We start from the raw sequence: 18,918 nt of genomic DNA, 5'->3' as shown, positions 1-18,918 counted from the left end.
GTGTCGGTGTTGCCACCGGCGTTGGCGTCGGTGTTGCCACCGGCGTTGGTGTCGGTGTTGCCACCGGCGTTGGTGTCGGCGTTGCCACCGGCGTTGGCGTCGGTGTCGGTTCTACCGTCGGCGTCGGCGTTGGCGGTGCTGTTGGCGTTGGCGTTGGTTCTACCGTCGGCGTCGGCGTTGGCGTCGGCGTTGGCGTTGGCGTTGGTTCTACCGTCGGCGTCGGCGTTGGCGGCGCTGTTGGCGTCGGCGTTGGCGTTGGCGTTGGTTCTACCGTCGGCGTCGGCGTTGGCGGCGCTGTTGGTGTCGGTGTCGGTTCTACCGTCGGCGTCGGTGTTGGTTCCGGCGTTGGCGGTGCTGTTGGCGTCGGCGTTGGTTCTACCGTCGGCGTCGGCGTTGGCGGTGCTGTTGGCGTCGGTGTCGGTGTTGCCACCGGCGTTGGCGTCGGTTCTACCGTCGGCGTCGGTGTTGGCGGCGCTGTTGGTGTCGGTGTCGGTTCTACCGTCGGCGTCGGCGTCGGCGTTGGCGGCGCTGTTGGCGTCGGTGTCGGTTCTACCGTCGGCGTCGGTGTTGGCGGCGCTGTTGGTGTCGGTGTCGGTTCTACCGTCGGCGTCGGCGTTGGCGGCGCTGTTGGCGTCGGTGTCGGTTCTACCGTCGGCGTCGGTGTTGGTTCCGGCGTTGGCGGCGCTGTTGGCGTCGGCGTTGGTTCCACCGTCGGCTTTGGCGTCTCAGTCGGCTTTGGCGTCTCAGTCGGCTTTGGCGTCTCAGTCGGCTTCGGCGTCTTCGTCGGCTTCGGAGTCTCCGTCGGCATTGGCGTCTTCGTTGGCTTTGGCGTCTCGGTCGGCTTCGGCGTCTCTGTTGGCTTCGGCGTCTTCGTCGGCTTTGGCGTCTCGGTCGGCTTTGGCGTCTTCGTTGGCTTCGGCGTTTCAGTTGGCTTCGGCGTCTTCGTTGGCTTTGGCGTCTCGGTTGGCTTCGGCGTCTTCGTTGGCTTTGGCGTCTCAGTCGGCTTTGGCGTCTTCGTCGGCTTTGGCGTCTCGGTCGGCTTCGGCGTCTTAGTTGGCTTTGGCGTCTCTGTTGGCTTTGGCGTCTTCGTTGGCTTTGGCGTCTCTGTTGGCTCCGGCGTCTTCGTCGGCTTTGGCGTCTCGGTCGGCTTCGGCGTCTCTGTTGGCTTTGGCGTCGCGGTCGGCTTCGGTGTAGCTGTTGCCGTCGGTTTTGGCGTTGCTGTCGGTTTTGGCGTTGCTGTCGGTTTCACCGGAGGTTCGCCGCCATAATACGGATAATGGTGCATTTGCACATGGCCCTTGAACGATTGGGCAATCAACGTACCGTGCAGCTCTGCATAATCGTAATACACATCCGCATTGGGTGCCAAAATAGTACCTTCAATCGTTGTATTGGCTACATTCAGGGAAGTGGCATCAGGAAAATTGAATAATACCTTGTGGGGGCTCCCACCCCAAATCTGAAAACTTGGAATCCGGACTGAAGATCCGCTTACATTCACAATAACGGTGCCATTTCCGGCGATATTGAACTGCAGGCCATTGGCACTCCCTAGATCTGCAGCTGTTAGATGAATAACGTTATAGCTTTCCGAAGCATTAATTGTTATTTTTCCATATTCTTTGGTGAAAGAGCCTGCGGGCGGAAGAGCTGCCAGTTCATTGGATTTACTCCGCAAAAATTGTTCAGCAGCATCAAAATCGATAGGTGTATCCTTCCTCGAGCCACCCTTGAGATCTGCCCCCGAGCTGGTAAACGCACCTCCATAGACTGTTGTTCCATACACAGTTCCATTGGTAAAGCTCACATTGTTGCCGGCGATGAGGACATCACCACCAGGAGCATCTTTCGATACTCCATAACTCTGCAAGGTAATATTTCCTTCAGCAGCGAGACGGCCGTGAATCTGATCATTGGATTGGGTGAAATCCCCAAACACAAACGCATTAAAATTACCGGCAACTCCAAGAACGGGCGTAGGAGTATAGGGTACTCCTGCTGCGGCATTCACCGCAAGCCCCGGCGAGAACACACTTCCCACCGTAAGCATGCCTACCATGGCCAAAGAAATTAAAGATCTAGGCCTCTTTTTCAAAAACTGCACCTCCTGTTGATAAAATAGCGAACTTGCGAATCAGTGACCGAACGACAAAAAAACCGCCTAGAAGTAGAGTTGCACTTCATGGCAGTCGGACGATCATTACGCCTCGCAGCGTTTTAGACTCCTGGACTTTGCGTCCCGCTCTTTCGAACGGTTTGCTATTATACATGACTGTATATATGTATACTATGCGGTTACATGATTAAAGAACCTAATCCGGAAAATATTCTGATGCAGACTATAAAAATAGTAAATTAGGCCCACCAATCACTTCTTTATAACAACATGTCTATGACTTTTGTCGCCCAAGAGATATTCATAGTTTAGCTTGGCCCCCTCATTATTGTCAATATAATCATTTTCTTGAATACGGGACCAGCCAAAGTTGAGACCGGCAGCTCTGATTAGACAGCAGACGTACCAAGGTGCAGTAACGGACTGAGGTGGACTTATTTTCATAGATAACACCATTTCCCCCATGCTTACGGAACAGATGCACCTATTCACGGATCCACTCTATATCTGTCCAGTGGTGAGGTAATAAGAACAATACAGTCCGCAAGCGCGGATACATACGCCATATGGAGATAATAAGGGCTGTGCAGTCCGTAGATGTTCCAAAGGCAGCCAAATATACATGGTGTAAATTCGCAAATAACAAAAAAAGCGCCAATGGACGCTTTCAATCGACGCTTTCAATAATAAAACCCGTTTTTTTTAGAAAAGCTGCATCCAGCCGATCATCGACATCCACAAGGGGATACTGAGGAACAAACCGAACAACAAGCCACGGCGGAAATTCCCTTCTTGATTCATCACCATTCACCTTTTTTCCTGAATAGATAACAATAAATTTAGTATTACAAATTTAATATAAATCATTCCTGACATTCCTTTTGTGAATTTAATCACATTTATATGCTGTTTAGAAATACCATTGATTATTTTTTTAACATTGGGTTAGAATACGAATATATGTTCCTATTCGAGGGTGGTGAGTTCATGCACAGAGCGGAAGGCACAGACAATATGCTGGTGAAATCCTATGTATTGCTCCCGCTGATTTTGACGGCTTTTGAACGTGATGCTGCGATTCTTTCGGCCCATTTGCGCACACCTGCCCCCTACCTTGAAGTGCTCCATACTGCCGCTGCCATGGCCACCAGCGATCTAAGGGATGTGCGTACACAGATGCGGACACGCGGAATCAAGGTATATGAACAGCAGCGGTTGGAGGCTGGCATTGAGGCCAAATATATCTGCCGGGGTTACCATGAACGCATGCTGCTGCTAAATGATATCATTGCCGCTCAGGCCACCATTCATATGAGAAGGTACCTTGGACTTGATATTACGGCCTTCAAGAGTTATGAGGATCAATACCGGATCAAATCCGGCCCCAATGAATCCTTTTCCCCCTAGACAGACAAAAAAAAGGCCCTGCCATGGGAGTTGGCAAGACCCGCAAGCTATACCACAAAACACTGGGGGGTGTTTGGTAGTTCCACTATATATCTTCAACCTGAAAATAAGCTTATAGCCACCTAAAAATTACATTAAAAAAACCTTACATCAGAACTTTCCAATATCCAAGCGTCCCAAACAGCACAACTATAACTACCGGATATAATATCTTGCGGCTCACCCTGTCCTTGAACGTAAAGAATAAACAAAGCATACAAAACCATGCAATGGCAAGACTGCCCATGTTCTTTGCATACGCCCCTTCCTCAAATTAAACCTATTCAAAAAGTAATCCACTTCTCATCTATGCCATACCGACAAATTCCACAGTATTCAATCTTCTCCGGATGCCGTATCTCTAAAATCCACTTTCTATTGTACACCTTTTCGGCTGCAAAATATGCAGAATCCACAAAAAAAGTGACCCCGCCAACGTCCGGCAGGGCCAAAGTCTATATGATAAGGGGGTCATGTGACTAATATACCCTCCGAAGCTTAAGCTCTGATGAAATGCAGATAAAGATTTGCTTAATGTGATCGTTAGGTGATTAATCACTGTATAAAAAACTCCTGCGGTCAAAAATCATTATTGCGTCAATATTCTCATCAACATCCTCTGATATTGAAGATACATATATATTTTCCAAATGTATCCGTTCGATACTCTTTATATCCTCTAATTTTAGATATTCCTTATTTACAATGTCATACATATAATATGGTTCTCCATTTTCCTCTTCATTAACATGTTTTTCTCCGAACAACTCTATAAACTTCGCCTTACTCATTCCAATCTCAACACCTCTTGAAGTTCTGTAAACCCCTTTAGACTTTTCACCTAGGTAAAATGATACCACTTTGTCATCTCTATAAAACACATTAACCCCGTTACTGTAAAATGTATATTTCATTAGTCCTTCTTCACCCACACCGAGAACTTTCTCCGCTTCTTCACGTTTCATTCCGTAATAAACTTTTTCATTTTCATTATCTACCTTTTGAATTGCGATATCTTTTTCAGAAAATGTATCCGGTTTAAAATCAGAACTGCATCCTACTAAAAATAAAAAATTTTACTATCAACGTCAATGCCTTAAATTTCATCCTGACCCGCCTTCTCTATATCTACTTGGGTTAGTTAAATTACTCTGGATCAAATAAATATGATTTATTTGGAAATATTACGCATTACGGGTGCAACCCAAAGCTATTCTGTAATGCTCATTAAGTTCCGTATGATCCCCGAGGTGCACACGCAGCGTAAATAAAGTTCCCCAGGAACAAAATGTGACCAAATGCCGTCCTTAATGGTGTTATAGGTAAAGGAGGGCATAGCATAATGCAGCGATCCATGTCCCGGCCGGGAAATCATGTGATGAAGAGTTACGAAACCTACGCAGATATGCTGTTCCGGATCGCCCTGGTCCATCTAGGCAGCCGTCAGGATGCCGAAGAAGCCACTCAGGATACCTTCATCAAGCTAATGGAAAAAGCGCCAGAGTTCAAGGACGCCGAACATCAGAAGGCATGGCTGATCCGGGTAATCACCAATCATTGCAAAACAATGCTGGGCAGAGGCTGGCGAAAGCGTGAGGTCAAGCTGGAGGGCGCGGAGCCGGTTACTGCCGACAGTCCCGAGGATTTGGCGCTGCTGCAGCTCGTGCTGGCACTGCCCGTGAAGTATAAGAGCGTTGTCCATCTGTATTATTACGAAGATTATCCCATCCAAGAGATCAGCAAGATTCTGCAGATCAGCGCGTCTGCCGTAAAGATGAGGCTTCAGCGGGGAAGACAGCTGTTAAAACTGGAGCTGAAAGGAGCGGAACCGCAGTGAACGAAGATCAGTTTCAAACAACATACAAGAAGGCGGTGGATTTGATGAAACCGGGCGAAGAGATGAAACAAGGATTGATCGACAAACTGGAGCAGCGGCAGGAGCGGAAGCGGAAGCGCAAGATGATCTATATCGCGGCAAGCGTTGTGCTTGCTGCCGGGGTCGGTCTGGCCACACCAAAGATTTGGAACCAGTTGAGCGGACCGGCAGCCCCGGGGCAGGTGGCCCAGGTGAATCCAGGCGGATCAGATGCGGGCACGTCCGCTAGCATCGTCATTCCCAAGATGGAACTTCCGGATATGGAAGCTGGCGTTCAGGCAGATATGATAGCGCTGGTCGTGTATAAGGGCAATATCTATACACAGTCCGCGACCCGCATTGACGCCGCCGACGCCGCCGCACTGCGCGGCGACAAGCTGGGACGGACTACAAGCGGTATCAACGAATGGAGCGGCAAAGACGAATACATCGAGTTATCCTCCAACATCGGCGAAGCGGATATCTATTCCGTGAAGGAATACGATTCCGACTTCCTGATTATGTCCTATACGGAAATCGACGGCCAGGTCTACGCCGAGCTGTACGAGCATACGAACGGCATCACCGTAAACAGCGGCGCGGACCTGTTTGGCAAGCTGAATCTTGAAGGCCGAATCGCTTCGGCCCAGTGGGAAAGCTTCGACAGCTGGAACAACGGCCTGCAGAAGTACTCTCCACTCGCTGGGGGCGAAGCGCTTGACGGCTTCCTGACAGCGCTCCAAGCGGCCAAACCGCTGGCGGCGGAGCCGCTGACCGAGCAAGGCATCTACGACAGCGAAGACCGCAAGATCATCTACCTTCAGTTGGAAGACAATGCCCGGGTAGAGTTGACGCTGTTTGGTCAAGGGCTGGTACGCTACGGCAATGCGCCAGTATTCTTCGAGGTCGAGTCCGGCGCATTTCAAACGCTGTGGGACAGTATGAATCCGTAAAAAAGAGGGACAGAATACGGCGTGGGCTTTACTAGAGTAAAGGATAGAAAGATGGCAGAAGCAAACAAAAAGCGCGGCCTAGAAAACCCGGAGGGCCGCGCCATTAACTAGAGGACTTACATACATTTTATGATTTTTACTTCAAGTCATACAATTCGCTCAAATTATCTTGAGTAAGATCTAGTTCCTTACCATTTTCATCAACAATAAAAATTTGCTCAGGTGGATTTTCTAGGCTTTTACCCCTAATTAACAACTGGTGTCCTCCTTCGATTTTGTACTTTCTTATATATAATCCTGAACCGATATCCTCAAAAGAATATTTGTTAAAATCATCCCAATTCAGTGAGACGCCCTTTTCAGATAAGCTTTTTAATTCATCTAACGAAATATATTCGCTCGGTCCTTCTTCCCTATTACTTTGGCAAGCTGAACAAATAATTAAAAAGAATAACAATGTCATTGAAAACTTAAAGCATTTTGATAGTGTCATTAAACCCCCTCCAATTTCCCATATTTTACTTGTGATATCCTGGAAATAAATATACCATAATTATGTAAAACACACTAAAAATAGAACAAAGAGGAGTGGTGGCTTTGGTAAATCAAGTGTGTTTAAAAAAGTCAGGAGGTTTCTGAATGAAAAGAGCGTCAGTGTTGCCGCTTCGGATCAGTGACTGGCGGGGAGATCAAGTGGGTAAGCCGGTATACGTCGTAAACTCGACCATCTTGGGATCGATGAGCATGTCCTGTCCCACAAAGCCCTCAAAGGACATCTGCTGTGACACATCATACAAATTACTCAAAGTAGTCTCCAGGGTCTGAAGCACCCGCTCTAAATTGCCCTCAATGCCCTTCTCGATTTTGTTGTCCAGAATGGAAGTGATTGAATACAAAGCCAGGGTTCCCCGTCATGATCAGCGGAATCATGGCACTTGTCAGCAGCGTCCAATACATTTGTCCACTCAGTGTATCCCGCCCGAAGAAACTGCGGGCAGATCGTTTCGTCTCCTCATTGGACCATCCGCTTTCTATGATTAGGTATGCTCCCTTGCACCCTAGCTTAAAGCTATAATACATGACAGTACACAGACAGACACGTTAAAAAAATATGGGTAATCCTGTAAGGTTATGGAGAATGCGCGAAAAAAAGACGCGTCCCCGGACTCCCGGAATGCCGCGCCTTATATCATATATACTGAATGAATCCAGAAATAGCTACAGCATCCCCATCTTGCGGAAATACTCCAGACAATCCTTGGCGCTCTCCAGGGACGAGGATATGTATACCTCCTGCTCCACCATATAGTAGAGAATGCCGCTTGCATCTGCGAGGTCGAAGACTTTCTGGAAATCAACCTCGCCTTGCCCCAATTCTTTCTCTACCCCACCGGCTCCGAAATCCTTGATATGCACTATCGGCACGCGCCCGGCATAGCGGGAGATATAGTCCGCCGGACTTGCACCGCCGACTTGCACCCAGCCCAGGTCGAATTCAGCGATCATCCGCTCCTCGGGGATGGACTCCAGCCAGATGTCGATGATGGCCTTTCCGTCCACTTTTTGAAATTCGTAGGCATGGTTGTGGTAACCGTATTTCAGCCCTGCCGCCACGACAAGTTCGGAAGCCTGTTCGAAAAAGGGGATCAGACGTTTCACGTCATCCAGCGACGGATTCTGCGGGACAGGGGCGGAAGGCGTAATAATGTACTGCAGGCCAAGCTCCTGGGCATATTCGATCTCCCGGGATAAGGCTGACTTCATCTCTGTGAGACCACTGAAATCGAGGCCGATATGGGCCGATGGAGCTGCAAGGCCAAGTCCATCCAGGGTATCGCGCAGTTCTTTGGCGGATACGCCAAAATAACCGGCGAATTCCACTGCCTCATAGCCGAGATCCGCGACTTCCCGCAGTGTTCCCAGAAAATCCTGCTGCGTGCGGTCGCGAAGCGTGTACATTTGAATCCCGATTTGCTGTACCTGATGTGCCACGATAGAACCACTCCTTCTCATTGTCATTTGGGCCTGAACGTCCTGACCTAATTCTGTTTAAGCTTGCGTTCTACCGCCTCGAGCTTGCTGCGGCTGGAAGAAACCTTATCCCGGCGGTCGTCAATCTTAAGCGAGGTGGATACGCGCTGGGCTCCGGCTGTAAAAGGAGACTCATGCAGCGCCTCTACGGCGGCAAGAATCCGCGGCAGCGGGCCTTCAATAATGGTTCCCATGGATGTCAGCTCATAGGTGATGCCTTCTACGGTCTTCAACACACGCTGCATGTCGGCCACATAACTGCTGAGACTTGTGCTTCCTGTTCCGATAGGAATAACTGTAACTTCGGCAATCGCCATACGAATTCCCTCCCCTACCTGTATAGGTGACTGATGCAACCCGTTTTTCTCTTCTATTGTACCAACACCTCTGCCCTGCCACAAACTACTTTGGATTCATATTAAAGACTGTGCTTTTGCACACATGATTTATGGACGCTTTGTGGCATTTTCACGGACAATTTATGACTCCTGGCTGTGGATTTTGTGGATCAACTGTGGATACCCTGTGGACTAGCTGTGGATCAATTGTGGAGGAAATGCTGCAAATCCAGCAGTGGCGCGGGTTCGTAAAAAATTGTTTACAAACACAATATCTTGGGTTAAGTTTATTAAACCATAACAAAATATAGTGAAAACAGGCGCTTTAATCCTTTGTGAGGTTTGAAGCTTAATAGGGAAGTGCGGTGCGAATCCGCTGCGGTCCCGCCACTGTAACCGGATGGCTCGCTGAGGCTCCAGAAGCTTTCTTAGAGCTCTTCTCCGCAAAAGCCACTGAGGGGTGTAACTCCCCCGGAAGGTGCGGCAAAGGAATCCGGAAGCCAGATACCTGCCTGTTTTCAGTCGACACCTGATTATGAATGCCTGCGAGGAACAGGAAGGTGTCCGCATGCGGCCTGCTTTCCAAAGACCACTGCCATTACCCCCACCCGGGTATTACGCTATGCATACGGGCATTTTCTGCCACCCTCGGCCGGAAATGCTTTTTTACATGTTTAAGGAGGAGAGCTATACAATGACGTTGCTGGAGAAACGGTATGACGTTGGACAGAAAACACAGGATGTTCTGTTGGAGGAAATGATCCAATTGGGTCGTGATATTATCGATAGCCGGGATTTGGACCTGCTGCGCGAGAACGCCAATTTGAACGGGGAAAGTTTCTCGGGTAAAATGAGCAAATTCGGCAGCGAGTATTCCAAGTGGTACGCCCGCAATTTTACGATGCCTCCACAGCTGGTACAGGCCATTGAAGAGAATGTCGTCTACGTACATGATCTGGATCAATACGCCATCGGCACAACCAACTGTATTTTTATCCCGTTTGAAAGACTTCTGCGTGAAGGCTTCAATACCGGCAACGGCAGTGTCCGGCCTCCGAACTCCATTATGACGGCTATGTCACTGGTTGCAATTATATTTCAATCTCAGCAGAATGCCCAATACGGCGGCGTTTCTGCCAATAAACTCGATTACGATCTCGCTCCATACGTCACCAAGTCCTTTGCCAAGCTGTTCCGCAAGGGCCTGGAGTATTTTGAAGAGGGACAAGCCGGTGAACACTTGGGCGACATTTCCATGAGCCGGAGCGATCTGGCCGCCCAGTATCCCAAATCCTTCAATTTCGCGCTGAAAGAAACGACGAGCGAAACGCTGCAGGCAGCCGAGAGCATGATACATAATCTGAACACCATGTCCAGCCGCTCCGGCGGGCAGATTCCGTTCACCAGCATCAACTACGGGACCTGCACCTCTCCGGAAGGCCAGCTCGTCATCAGCTCCCTGCTGACTGCGACCATGAACGGACTGGGCAGCGGTGAGACACCGGTATTCCCGATCCAGATTTTCAAATGCAAGCAAGGCGTGAACCAGCAGCCGGGAGAGCCCAACTACGAGCTTTTCCTCAAAGCTGCCGATTGCTCCGCCCGCAGGCTGTATCCCAATTTCGCTAACCTTGATGCTCCGCTGAATATGCAGCATTATGATCCGGCGAACCCTGATACAGAGTTTGCTACGATGGGCTGCCGCACCCGGGTGCTGGGAGACCGCTTCGGGCGCAACCGCTGCTCGGGCAAAGGCAATCTGTCATTCAACACCCTTAACCTGGTCCGCTTGGGGCTGACCCATGGCACCATCACCGGCCGCCGCAGTGTGGCCGATGAAGCCGGCTTCTACGACGATTTGGACCACTATATGGATATTGCGCTGGAAGGCCTCCTTCACCGCTTCCGCATCCAGAGTGCACAGAAGGCCAAAGCCTCCGACTTCATGATGCGTGAAGGCGTCTGGGAAGGCGGACAGGAGCTGGCTCCCGAAGACAGTGTAGGCGAACTGCTGAAGCATGGCAGCCTCTCACTGGGCTTCATCGGCATGGCGGAATGCATGAAGGCGATGTACGGCAAGCACCATGGCGAAGATATGGACGTTCATGCCAAAGCCGTGGCTATCGTCCGCCACATGCGTGAATATTGCAACCGGAAGAGCGAAGAGCTGGACTTGAACATCACTCTGTTCGCCACTCCTGCCGAAGGCTTGTCCGGCAAATTCACCAAAATTGACCGCAAGGTGCTCGGTTCCATTCCAGGAGTCACCGACCGCGAATATTATACGAACTCTTTTCACATACCGGTATATTACGACCTGAGTGCTGCCAGCAAGATCAGTCTGGAGGCGCCATTCCATGAGCACTGCAATGCCGGGGCCATTTCCTATGTTGAGCTGAACGGCAACGCCCGGAGCAACCCAAGTGCTTTTGTCAAAATCATCAAATACGCCTTGCAGCAGGATATCAGCTACTTCAGCATCAACCACCCGATCGACCGCTGCTCCGCCTGCGGGTACGAAGGCGTCATCGGCACGAACTGCCCTTCCTGCAATGCGCATGAGCATGAAGTGCATATCCGGCGGTTGCGCCGGGTGACCGGGTATTTGACGGGCGATTATCAGACCCGCTTCAATGCCGCCAAGCAAGCGGAAGTACGGGACCGTGTTAAGCATCTATGAATATATGCGGCTACTACCCGGAATCCATTAATGAGGGGGAAGGCCTGCGGGCCGTCCTCTTTCTGAGCGGCTGCCGCCACCGTTGCCCGGGATGTTTCAATCCCGAGACCTGGAATTTCAATTACGGCGAACTCTTTACCTTGGAACGCAGACGCGAGATTATTGCTGAAATTGCCGGCAATCCGCTGCTGGATGGCCTGACGCTGGCTGGAGGCGATCCCTTCTTCTCAGCCGCAGAGGCTGTGGAATTCATCCATGAGCTGCGCGCCGAACTCCCGGATTTCCCCATTTGGATCTACAGCGGTTATACGTATGAAGAACTTACAGCGGCTCCAGGTTCCCCGGAGTGGATGCTGCTCGCTGAATGTCAGGTGCTTATCGACGGACGTTTTGTTGAAGAGCTGAAGGACACCACCCTCCCCTACCGGGGGAGCAGCAATCAACGCATTATTGATATAAAGACCAGCCTGGCTGGTCCGCATGTTATTCTCTGGCAGCCCGCAGCGCTTTAGCGTATGTGGGCCGCCTTCTGCGCTGTTATATTTCAAATTTAAGTATTCACAATTCAATTCATATAACCCTAATCCTGAAAGGATGATGATCCCATGCCACAACTCGTAGTCAAACCCGATAACCGTCAGCTGGCTTTTGATGAAATCCGCCTCTCCGTATACGCCGACCGTATCCTGAATGGCCTTGAACAGCTCAGCAAAGAAACCCTGCTCCGCGGTGTGAAGTCCAAGCTACGCCGCGAAGAGGTCAGTGGAGAAGAAATCAGCAGTGCTTTTACAATGAGTGCCCTCGAACTGGTCACCAAAGAAGAACCGGACTGGAAATTTGCAGCTGCACGCTCCCTGCTGACTTCCCTCTATAAGAAAGCTGCCGTCAACCGCCGCTACAAAGCCTACCCGGAGGAGCCTTACGGAGAGCTCTACCCCCTGATCACCGACCTGGTCAAAAAAGGGATCTACCGCGAAGAGCTGCTGACGCACTATACCAAAGAGCAAATCGCCGAACTGGGCGGCTGTATCGATTATACCCGCGATCTGCTGTTCGATTACATTGGCCTGCTGACGCTGTCTGACCGCTACCTGGCTCATGATTTTGACGGACGGGTGATGGAATTGCCGCAGGAGCGTTATATGATTATCGCCATGTTCCTGATGCACACCGAACCGGCCGAGAAACGTATGGAGCTGGTCAAAGAAGCCTATTGGGCAATGAGCAACATTTACATGACTGCCGCTACCCCTACTATGTCCAATGCGGGTAAAAAGGTCGCCGGACAGCTCTCCAGCTGCTTCATCGACACCGTAGACGACTCGCTGGAAGGAATCTTCGATTCCAATACGGATGTAGCCCGTCTCAGCAAAATGGGCGGAGGCATCGGCGTCTACCTCGGCAAAGTCCGGGCCCGCGGCTCCGATATCCGCGGTCACAAGAACACCAGCTCCGGCGTGATTCCGTGGATTCGCCAGCTGAACAATACCGCTGTCAGCGTAGATCAGCTCGGTACCCGCAAAGGCGCTGTCGCTGTCTATCTGGACGTGTTCCACAAGGATATCCTTGCGTTCCTTGATCTCAAGCTGAACAACGGCGACGAGCGGATGCGCGCGCATGATGTGTTCCATGGGGTCTGCCTGCCCGATCTGTTCATGGAAGCCGTGGAGTCACGGGGGCACTGGAATCTGTTCTGCCCGCATGAGGTCAAGAAAGTCATGGGCTGGAAAGACGCAACCGGCCGTCCACTGGGCCTTGAGGACTTCTACGACGAAGAGCTCGGACAAGGCGCCTTCCGTGAGAAATATGCTGAAGCTACGGCGCACCCGGAGCTGTCCCGCATCACGGTTGCCGCAATTGACATCATGAAACGGATTATGAAGTCGCAGCTGGAGACCGGTACGCCTTATATGTTCTACCGCGATACCGTCAACCGCGCCAACCCGAACCGCCATGCAGGGATGGTCTTCTCGTCTAACCTGTGCACGGAAATTATGCAGAACCAGTCCGCTACGGTAATTGAGCAGGAAGAACTGGTGACCAAGGACGGACAGACCCGGATCGTCATTTCCAAAATTCCCGGCGATTTCGTCGTGTGCAATCTGAACTCCATTCATCTGGCCCGCGCCGTTCCGGCTGGCGTGCTGGAAAGACTGGTTCCGATTCAAGTCCGCATGCTCGACAACGTAATTGATATCAACAACATTGAGGTACTGCAGGCTCAATATACCAATAGCCAATACCGCGCCGTCGGCCTGGGCACTTTCGGCCTGCATCACCTGCTCGCGCTTAAGGGCATCCGCTGGGAGTCCGAAGAAGCCGTAGAATACAATAATCATCTGTATGAGCACATCAACTACCTGCTGGTTCGTTCCAGCATGGAGCTCGCCCGTGAGAAAGGCCGCTATCCAAAGTTCGCCGGCTCCGACTGGGAGACAGGTGCCTACTTCACCACACGCGGCTACACCAGCGGTGAACAGGAAGGCAAGTATGTAACGACTGAACAATGGCGTGAGTTGCAAGCCGAAGTGGCTGAGGACGGTGTCCGCAACGCCTGGCTGTTCGCGATTGCACCAAACGGCTCCACCTCGATCATCGCCGGCTCCACTGCCAGCATTGATCCGCTGTATGAGCTGCTCTCGTATGAAGAGAAAACAACGTACAAAATTGCCAACCCGGCACCGGATCTGTCCGAGAAGACGATCTGGTACTACAAGACGGCATTCATGATTGACCAGAACTGGTCGATCCGCATGGCTTCGGCCCGCCAGCGCCATGTGGACCAGGCGCAAAGCTTCAACCTGTATGTGCGTCCGGACATCAAGGCCACCGAGTTCCTGGAGCTGCACCTGAACGCCTGGAAGGGCGGACTGAAGTCGACTTATTATGTGCGGAGCCGGGCACTAACGATCGAAGAGTGTGAATCTTGCGCGAGCTAACAGCTTGATAGATTTACAGTGATAAACCGTCATTCCGAGAAATGTTTGGACTTCCGGTCGCTGTTGTCTCCAGATTTTCTGATTTATACCGCTCCTAGCGGATAAAATCCGGAGACAAAGGCGAACGCTACCGCTCCTACAGTTCCAAACCTCCTCTCCATGACTCCATCACTAGTCAAGCAAAATCCAACCAAGCAAATCTAGTTCGGCAAAATAATGGAGGTAAGCAGATTATGCAACTGCAAAAGATTTTTAATACGGAAGCACCCAACCAATCCACACGCATCATCGACGGGGAATGCTCGGGGATTCTGAACTGGAACGACATTCGGATGCCGCATATGTACAAGCTGTACAAGGTGCTGCTGCTCAATCACTGGATCGCGGATGAGATTCCGATGTCCAAGGATGCGCAGCAATTCCCGAACCTGGACGCTGAAGAGCAGCGCGTGTTCAAGATTAACATCTCGCTGCTGGCGGCGCTGGATTCGATGCAGACGATGTTCGTCGGCGATGTGAAGCGTTATTTTACCGACTCGTCCCTGGAAGCCATCTCGGCCATTATCGGCCAGCAGGAAGTGGTGCATAACCAGTCTTATTCCTATGTGCTGTCTTCGATTGTGTCGGACCGGGAGCAGAAGGAGATTTTTGAATATTGGAAAAAAGATCCGGTGCTGCTGGAGCGTAATCAGTTCATCTCGGATATCTACCAGGAGTTCCGCGATGCACCGTCCAAACAGACCTTCTTCCATGCACTGGTCGCCGACCTGATTCTGGAAGGGATTTTCTTCTACAGCACGTTTGCCTTCTTCTACAATCTGGCCCGTGACCAGAAAATGATGGCAACCAGCCAGATGATCTCCTATATTCAGCGGGACGAGAATCAGCACTGCTATTTCTTCGCCGAAGTGTTCAAGCAGCTGCTGGCGGATTTCCCGGAACTAAACACCAAGGAGAACATGGATTATGTCTACAAGACGATTGACCGCGCGGTGGAGCTGGAGACTAACTGGGCTCATTATACGCTGACGAATGTACGGGGCATTGATCTGAATGAGCTGGGCGATTATATTAAATATATTGCCAACAAACGGCTGACCTTAATGGGGATGGAGAAGGCCTACGAGGGAGTAGATGTGAACTGCATGCCGTGGATCAAACCTTTCTCGGACGATGCGCTGAACGCGACCAAAACCGACTTCTTTGAAGCCAAATCCCGCAACTACGGCAAGGTTGGCGACGACAACGGGTTTGATGATTTGTAAGACCTGTATAAGGGGAGCCTTCCAATGAGCAGCAGTTCCCGTTCCTTTAAGAAACGCAGTCAGCCCGCCGGAAAGCCCGGGCAGCCCTACCCTGCCGGCAGCATCCGGCTCAACGTTTTCTCGCTGATGCTGCTCCCGGATCTTTTTTTAACCTTACCCGTGGCGGCTAATCCTTATAACCCGTTGTATCTGTATCTCTTGGCTCCGCCGCTTGTGTTGCTTAATCTATGGGCACTGGCGCTGATTGCCGCCCCTGGCAGGCTTCAAATCAACTACGTCCTGTTCCGCGGCGTGTACGGCATCCTCTGTTCCCTGGGGCTGATGACAGTTACACAGAAATTCGCCTACGATATATTGAGCCTGCCGGTGCCCTGGTATTCCGTGGTCTCCTTTGGCCTGTACGGGTTGGCTTTTTACGCCTATGCCACACGTCATTTGGCGAAGCAAGGCCAACCTGCGCCTTCCTGGAAAGACAAGAACTCCAAGGCCGGCACGGGCCTTTCCGTCTACATCGGACTCGGAAGTCTGGTCGCCAACCTGTCCCTCGGGATCGCCACGCAGCAGGTGGTAGCTGCCGTTCTGATGGCTGTCTATGTGATGCTGGCCCTGCTGCTGTTTCATTTCATTATGGAGCTGCACCGCTATTACCGGCTGAGCAGACAGGTACAGGAATAGCCGGGTGGCTAATTAGCCCCCAGCTCCTTCCCATGCTTGCAATTGTGAGTTGTGCGAAGTTAATCTTGGGTCTTACGCCCCACCCGGTGATTCGTCTCCTCGGCCAGCTCTTCCAGGACACTGTTCAGGCGCAGCTGCAGCTCTTCGGCGATTTCTACTTGCCCCTGGTCGTTGCGGATCACCTGGGAGTCTACGGCATACACACCGCCGAGAATGTGCCGGGCGCCCAGCACGGACAACACCGGTTTGAGTGCATAATCAATCGTCAGCAGATGCGCCAGACTGCCGCCCATGAAGAGCGGGAGCACGATTTTTCCGGCGAGACCTTTTTGCGGAACCAGATCCAGGAAGGTCTTCAACACGCCTGTATAAGAGGCTTTATATACCGGGCTGACCACGATTACCGCGTCGGCTTCGGCCACCAGACCATTGGCTTTGACGATGGCTTCACTCTCGAATTTGGTATGAATCAGATCCTCCGGCGGGAGCTCCGCCACATTGATCCGCTCGACTTCAAAGCCGCTTTGGCTTAAGTTTGCCTCCGCATATTCGATCACTGCGTTGATTCTTGATACCAGGGAAGGCGTTCCGTTAATGACAACGATTTTGGCCATTTTTCCACCTCTTCTGCCGGGTCTGACGGACTGCGCCGTTAATTCCGACTAAATTACTTTAAATTAAATATAATCCTATCAAAGGAACGGGATTCCTGTCAAACCCGATTCAGGTTGAAGCCTCTTGCGCTTGACGCCGGCTTACGCTATACTAAGCAGCAATATCACATCCCGATCAGGCCAATGAACGGCATCCAACCGTGAGGCGTCTGCGACCGGAGCACCTGTCTTGGTGTGTGCTCTCTAAGTTTACCGGGTTTCGCCCGTTACCGCGAAGACCAAAGAGGATCGAAGTTTTTGCCGGAAGTTATGGCACTTCGGTCAACCTGGGTGGCACCGCGAGCTGACGCTCCTCGTCCCATGGATGAGGGCGTTTTTTGCGTTTTTACAGAGGAAAAGGAGCGAAAAGCGGATGCTGGACATGAACTAGATCAGGGACAATCAGGAAATCGTAAGGAAGACAGCCGAGTGGAAAAAGGTAAAGTTCCCGCTGGATGCACTGCTGGAAGTGGACACTGCCCGGCGGAGGTTGCGCCAGGAGACGGAGCAGCTGCGGGCGGAGCGCAATACGCTCACCAAGCAGGTGGAGCAGCTGCTGCGCCAGGGGGACCGGCCGGCCGGTGAAGCGGCCAAGGAGCAGGTGCGCGAGCTCAACAACCGCCTCGGCTCCCTGGAGGCGGAGCTGGCGGTGGCCGAGCGCCACTGGGGCGAGCTGATGCTGCTCGCGCCCAATCCGGTCTCGGCGGATACGCCGGTTGGCCGCGATGACGGCGACAACCGGGAGCTGCGGCAGGCCGGTGAGCCGCCGGAGTTCGGGTTCGCGCTGCGCGACCACGTGGAGCTCGGCGAGCTGCACGATATCCTTGACCTCCCGCGCGGGGTCAAGGCTGGCGGCCCGCGCAGCTATGTGCTGAAGGGGGCCGGACTTTATTTGCATTTGGCCGTGCAGCGGCTGGCGATGGATGTGCTGGCCGAGCGCGGGTTCACGCTGATGGATGTGCCGGTAATCGTCCGCCCCGAGACGCTTACGCGGACGGGGTTCTTCCCCGGCGGTAAGGATCAGACCTATGAGCTGAACGACGAAGACCGCTGGCTGGCCGGGACGTCGGAAGTTTCGCTCGTCTCGCTGTACAGCGACGAGATCGTGGACGTGGAGTCGCCGATGCGGCTGGCCGGAGTCTCGGCCTGCTTCCGGCGTGAAGTAGGTTCAGCCGGACGGGATGTACGCGGGCTCTACCGGGTACATCAATTCGCCAAAGTTGAGCAGGTCGTGTTATGCCGCGGGGATGCGGAGACGTCGGATCGCATGCTTCAGGAGATTCTCGGCAATGCCGAGCATATTCTGCAGCTGCTGGAGCTGCCTTACCGGGTAATGGCTGTCTGTACCGGCGATATGGCGCTCAAGACGCATAAACAATACGACATTGAGACCTGGATGCCCAGCAGACAGGCTTACGGAGAGACCCATTCGGCCTCGAATCTGCTCGACTTCCAGGCCCGCCGCTCGGGCATCCGGTACCGTGATGAAGGCGGACGATTGCAATTCTGCCACACGCTGAACAATACGGCAGCCGCTACTCCCCGGCTGCTGATCCCGCTACTGGAGAACCACCAGCAGGAGGACGGCTCGATCTATATTCCGCCGGCGCTGCGGAAATATATGAACGGCATGGAACGGCTCACGCTTCGCCCTGCAGAGCTTGGGTAGCTGGCGTAACGTTGTGATATATAGATAGCTTGGATGAGTACTTTAAGACAGCAAACTTGCTGTCTTTTTTTGTTGGAAGAACTGCCGATTCCAATTAGACGGAGTTTCCCCCGCTAAATCTGCCGAAAAGTCTGCAACGTTGACAGTAAAAGCGGCTTTACCTCAAAATAAGCGGTTGACAGACTTAGCGGACCGGAGAAACGTTATTTCGCGAAAAAAGCTCATTTTTCTGGTCAAACGGACTCAGTGTACTTCTGTCAATAGAGTGGACACAGTAAAAAGGTCAGTTCGCAAGCTT

At 51.9% G+C, this 18,918-nt stretch carries 16 protein-coding genes and 2 riboswitches; of the genes, 9 read left to right on the top strand and 7 right to left on the bottom strand.

Annotated elements, in window-relative coordinates:
* Positions 1 to 2,095 (bottom strand): choice-of-anchor A family protein (locus tag IEY53_RS33600; RefSeq protein WP_189032539.1); only part of this gene is annotated, 2,095 nt, incomplete at its 3' end.
* Between the two features lie 86 nt (positions 2,096 to 2,181).
* Positions 2,182 to 2,271, bottom strand: a riboswitch (cyclic di-GMP riboswitch).
* An 832-nt stretch (positions 2,272 to 3,103) separates the two neighbouring features.
* On the opposite strand from IEY53_RS33600, the gene IEY53_RS33595 reads away from it, so the two are divergent.
* Positions 3,104 to 3,523: a YhjD family protein gene (locus IEY53_RS33595; protein WP_189032537.1), complete on the top strand. Its 420-nt coding sequence runs from the start codon at positions 3,104 to 3,106 to the stop codon at positions 3,521 to 3,523.
* 590 nt (positions 3,524 to 4,113) lie between these two features.
* On the opposite strand, the gene IEY53_RS33590 is transcribed toward IEY53_RS33595, so the two are convergent.
* Positions 4,114 to 4,527 carry a hypothetical protein gene (locus IEY53_RS33590; RefSeq protein ID WP_189032535.1) on the bottom strand — a complete coding sequence of 138 codons (414 nt, stop codon included), beginning with the start codon at positions 4,525 to 4,527 and terminating at the stop codon, positions 4,114 to 4,116.
* Between the two features lie 377 nt (positions 4,528 to 4,904).
* Here IEY53_RS33590 and IEY53_RS33585 point away from each other — a divergent pair, with 377 nt between their 5' ends.
* Both IEY53_RS33585 and IEY53_RS33580 read left to right on the top strand, forming a co-directional pair.
* Entirely contained in the window at positions 4,905 to 5,399 is a 495-nt protein-coding gene (locus IEY53_RS33585) for an RNA polymerase sigma factor (RefSeq protein ID WP_189032533.1), read from the top strand.
* Positions 5,396 to 6,370 carry a hypothetical protein gene (locus IEY53_RS33580; protein WP_189032531.1) on the top strand — a complete coding sequence of 325 codons (975 nt, stop codon included), beginning with the start codon at positions 5,396 to 5,398 and terminating at the stop codon, positions 6,368 to 6,370. The genes IEY53_RS33585 and IEY53_RS33580 overlap by 4 nt, the downstream gene beginning before the upstream one ends.
* A 136-nt stretch (positions 6,371 to 6,506) precedes the next feature.
* Here the strand turns inward: IEY53_RS33580 and IEY53_RS33575 are convergent, their stop codons facing one another.
* From IEY53_RS33575 to IEY53_RS33560, 4 genes are all read right to left on the bottom strand, one after another.
* The gene (locus IEY53_RS33575; protein ID WP_189032529.1) at positions 6,507 to 6,863 is read right to left on the bottom strand and encodes a hypothetical protein; all 357 of its coding nucleotides are present in this window, start codon (positions 6,861 to 6,863) and stop codon (positions 6,507 to 6,509) included.
* A gap of 196 nt (positions 6,864 to 7,059) precedes the next feature.
* Positions 7,060 to 7,266 carry a hypothetical protein gene (locus tag IEY53_RS33570; RefSeq protein WP_189032527.1) on the bottom strand — a complete coding sequence of 69 codons (207 nt, stop codon included), beginning with the start codon at positions 7,264 to 7,266 and terminating at the stop codon, positions 7,060 to 7,062.
* Between the two features lie 322 nt (positions 7,267 to 7,588).
* Positions 7,589 to 8,362, bottom strand: a complete 774-nt coding sequence (locus IEY53_RS33565) for a sugar phosphate isomerase/epimerase family protein (RefSeq protein WP_229696512.1) — start codon at positions 8,360 to 8,362, stop codon at positions 7,589 to 7,591.
* 47 nt (positions 8,363 to 8,409) lie between these two features.
* The gene (locus tag IEY53_RS33560; protein ID WP_189032525.1) at positions 8,410 to 8,718 is read right to left on the bottom strand and encodes an MTH1187 family thiamine-binding protein; all 309 of its coding nucleotides are present in this window, start codon (positions 8,716 to 8,718) and stop codon (positions 8,410 to 8,412) included.
* A 322-nt stretch (positions 8,719 to 9,040) separates the two neighbouring features.
* Positions 9,041 to 9,269: riboswitch (cobalamin riboswitch) on the top strand.
* Between the two features lie 164 nt (positions 9,270 to 9,433).
* On the opposite strand from IEY53_RS33560, the gene IEY53_RS33555 reads away from it, so the two are divergent.
* From IEY53_RS33555 to IEY53_RS33535, 5 genes are all read left to right on the top strand, one after another.
* Positions 9,434 to 11,419: an anaerobic ribonucleoside triphosphate reductase gene (locus tag IEY53_RS33555; protein ID WP_189032523.1), complete on the top strand. Its 1,986-nt coding sequence runs from the start codon at positions 9,434 to 9,436 to the stop codon at positions 11,417 to 11,419.
* Entirely contained in the window at positions 11,416 to 11,931 is a 516-nt protein-coding gene (gene nrdG, locus IEY53_RS33550; protein ID WP_189032521.1) for an anaerobic ribonucleoside-triphosphate reductase activating protein, read from the top strand. Before IEY53_RS33555 ends, nrdG begins: the two co-directional genes overlap by 4 nt.
* A gap of 93 nt (positions 11,932 to 12,024) precedes the next feature.
* Positions 12,025 to 14,358, top strand: a complete 2,334-nt coding sequence (locus tag IEY53_RS33545; RefSeq protein WP_189032519.1) for a ribonucleoside-diphosphate reductase subunit alpha — start codon at positions 12,025 to 12,027, stop codon at positions 14,356 to 14,358.
* Positions 14,359 to 14,591: 233 nt separating this feature from the next.
* Positions 14,592 to 15,623, top strand: coding sequence for a ribonucleotide-diphosphate reductase subunit beta (locus tag IEY53_RS33540; protein WP_189032517.1), 1,032 nt, complete (start codon positions 14,592 to 14,594; stop codon positions 15,621 to 15,623).
* 24 nt (positions 15,624 to 15,647) lie between these two features.
* Positions 15,648 to 16,298, top strand: coding sequence for a hypothetical protein (locus tag IEY53_RS33535; protein ID WP_189032515.1), 651 nt, complete (start codon positions 15,648 to 15,650; stop codon positions 16,296 to 16,298).
* A gap of 59 nt (positions 16,299 to 16,357) precedes the next feature.
* Here IEY53_RS33535 and ssuE read toward each other — a convergent pair whose 3' ends face one another.
* The gene (gene ssuE / locus IEY53_RS33530) at positions 16,358 to 16,912 is read right to left on the bottom strand and encodes an NADPH-dependent FMN reductase (protein WP_189032513.1); all 555 of its coding nucleotides are present in this window, start codon (positions 16,910 to 16,912) and stop codon (positions 16,358 to 16,360) included.
* A 430-nt stretch (positions 16,913 to 17,342) separates the two neighbouring features.
* Between ssuE and serS the strand changes: the two genes are divergently transcribed.
* Positions 17,343 to 18,620 carry a serine--tRNA ligase gene (gene serS, locus IEY53_RS33525; protein WP_229696513.1) on the top strand — a complete coding sequence of 426 codons (1,278 nt, stop codon included), beginning with the start codon at positions 17,343 to 17,345 and terminating at the stop codon, positions 18,618 to 18,620.
* Positions 18,621 to 18,918: the final 298 nt, after the last annotated feature.

This window comes from Paenibacillus albidus (assembly GCF_014644435.1).
Lineage (GTDB): Bacteria > Bacillota > Bacilli > Paenibacillales > Paenibacillaceae > Paenibacillus_AQ > Paenibacillus_AQ albidus.
This window is presented reverse-complemented; position numbering and strand designations above follow the sequence as displayed.

Coding starts and splice junctions, on each gene's coding strand:
- IEY53_RS33595 (WP_189032537.1), top strand. CDS start 3,104: ATGCACAGAGCGGAAGGCACAGACAATATGCTGGTGAAATCCTATGTA.
- IEY53_RS33590 (WP_189032535.1), bottom strand. CDS start 4,527: ATGAAACGTGAAGAAGCGGAGAAAGTTCTCGGTGTGGGTGAAGAAGGA.
- IEY53_RS33585 (WP_189032533.1), top strand. CDS start 4,905: ATGCAGCGATCCATGTCCCGGCCGGGAAATCATGTGATGAAGAGTTAC.
- IEY53_RS33575 (WP_189032529.1), bottom strand. CDS start 6,863: ATGACACTATCAAAATGCTTTAAGTTTTCAATGACATTGTTATTCTTT.
- IEY53_RS33560 (WP_189032525.1), bottom strand. CDS start 8,718: ATGGCGATTGCCGAAGTTACAGTTATTCCTATCGGAACAGGAAGCACA.
- IEY53_RS33555 (WP_189032523.1), top strand. CDS start 9,434: ATGACGTTGCTGGAGAAACGGTATGACGTTGGACAGAAAACACAGGAT.
- nrdG (WP_189032521.1), top strand. CDS start 11,416: ATGAATATATGCGGCTACTACCCGGAATCCATTAATGAGGGGGAAGGC.
- IEY53_RS33545 (WP_189032519.1), top strand. CDS start 12,025: ATGCCACAACTCGTAGTCAAACCCGATAACCGTCAGCTGGCTTTTGAT.
- IEY53_RS33540 (WP_189032517.1), top strand. CDS start 14,592: ATGCAACTGCAAAAGATTTTTAATACGGAAGCACCCAACCAATCCACA.
- IEY53_RS33535 (WP_189032515.1), top strand. CDS start 15,648: ATGAGCAGCAGTTCCCGTTCCTTTAAGAAACGCAGTCAGCCCGCCGGA.
- ssuE (WP_189032513.1), bottom strand. CDS start 16,912: ATGGCCAAAATCGTTGTCATTAACGGAACGCCTTCCCTGGTATCAAGA.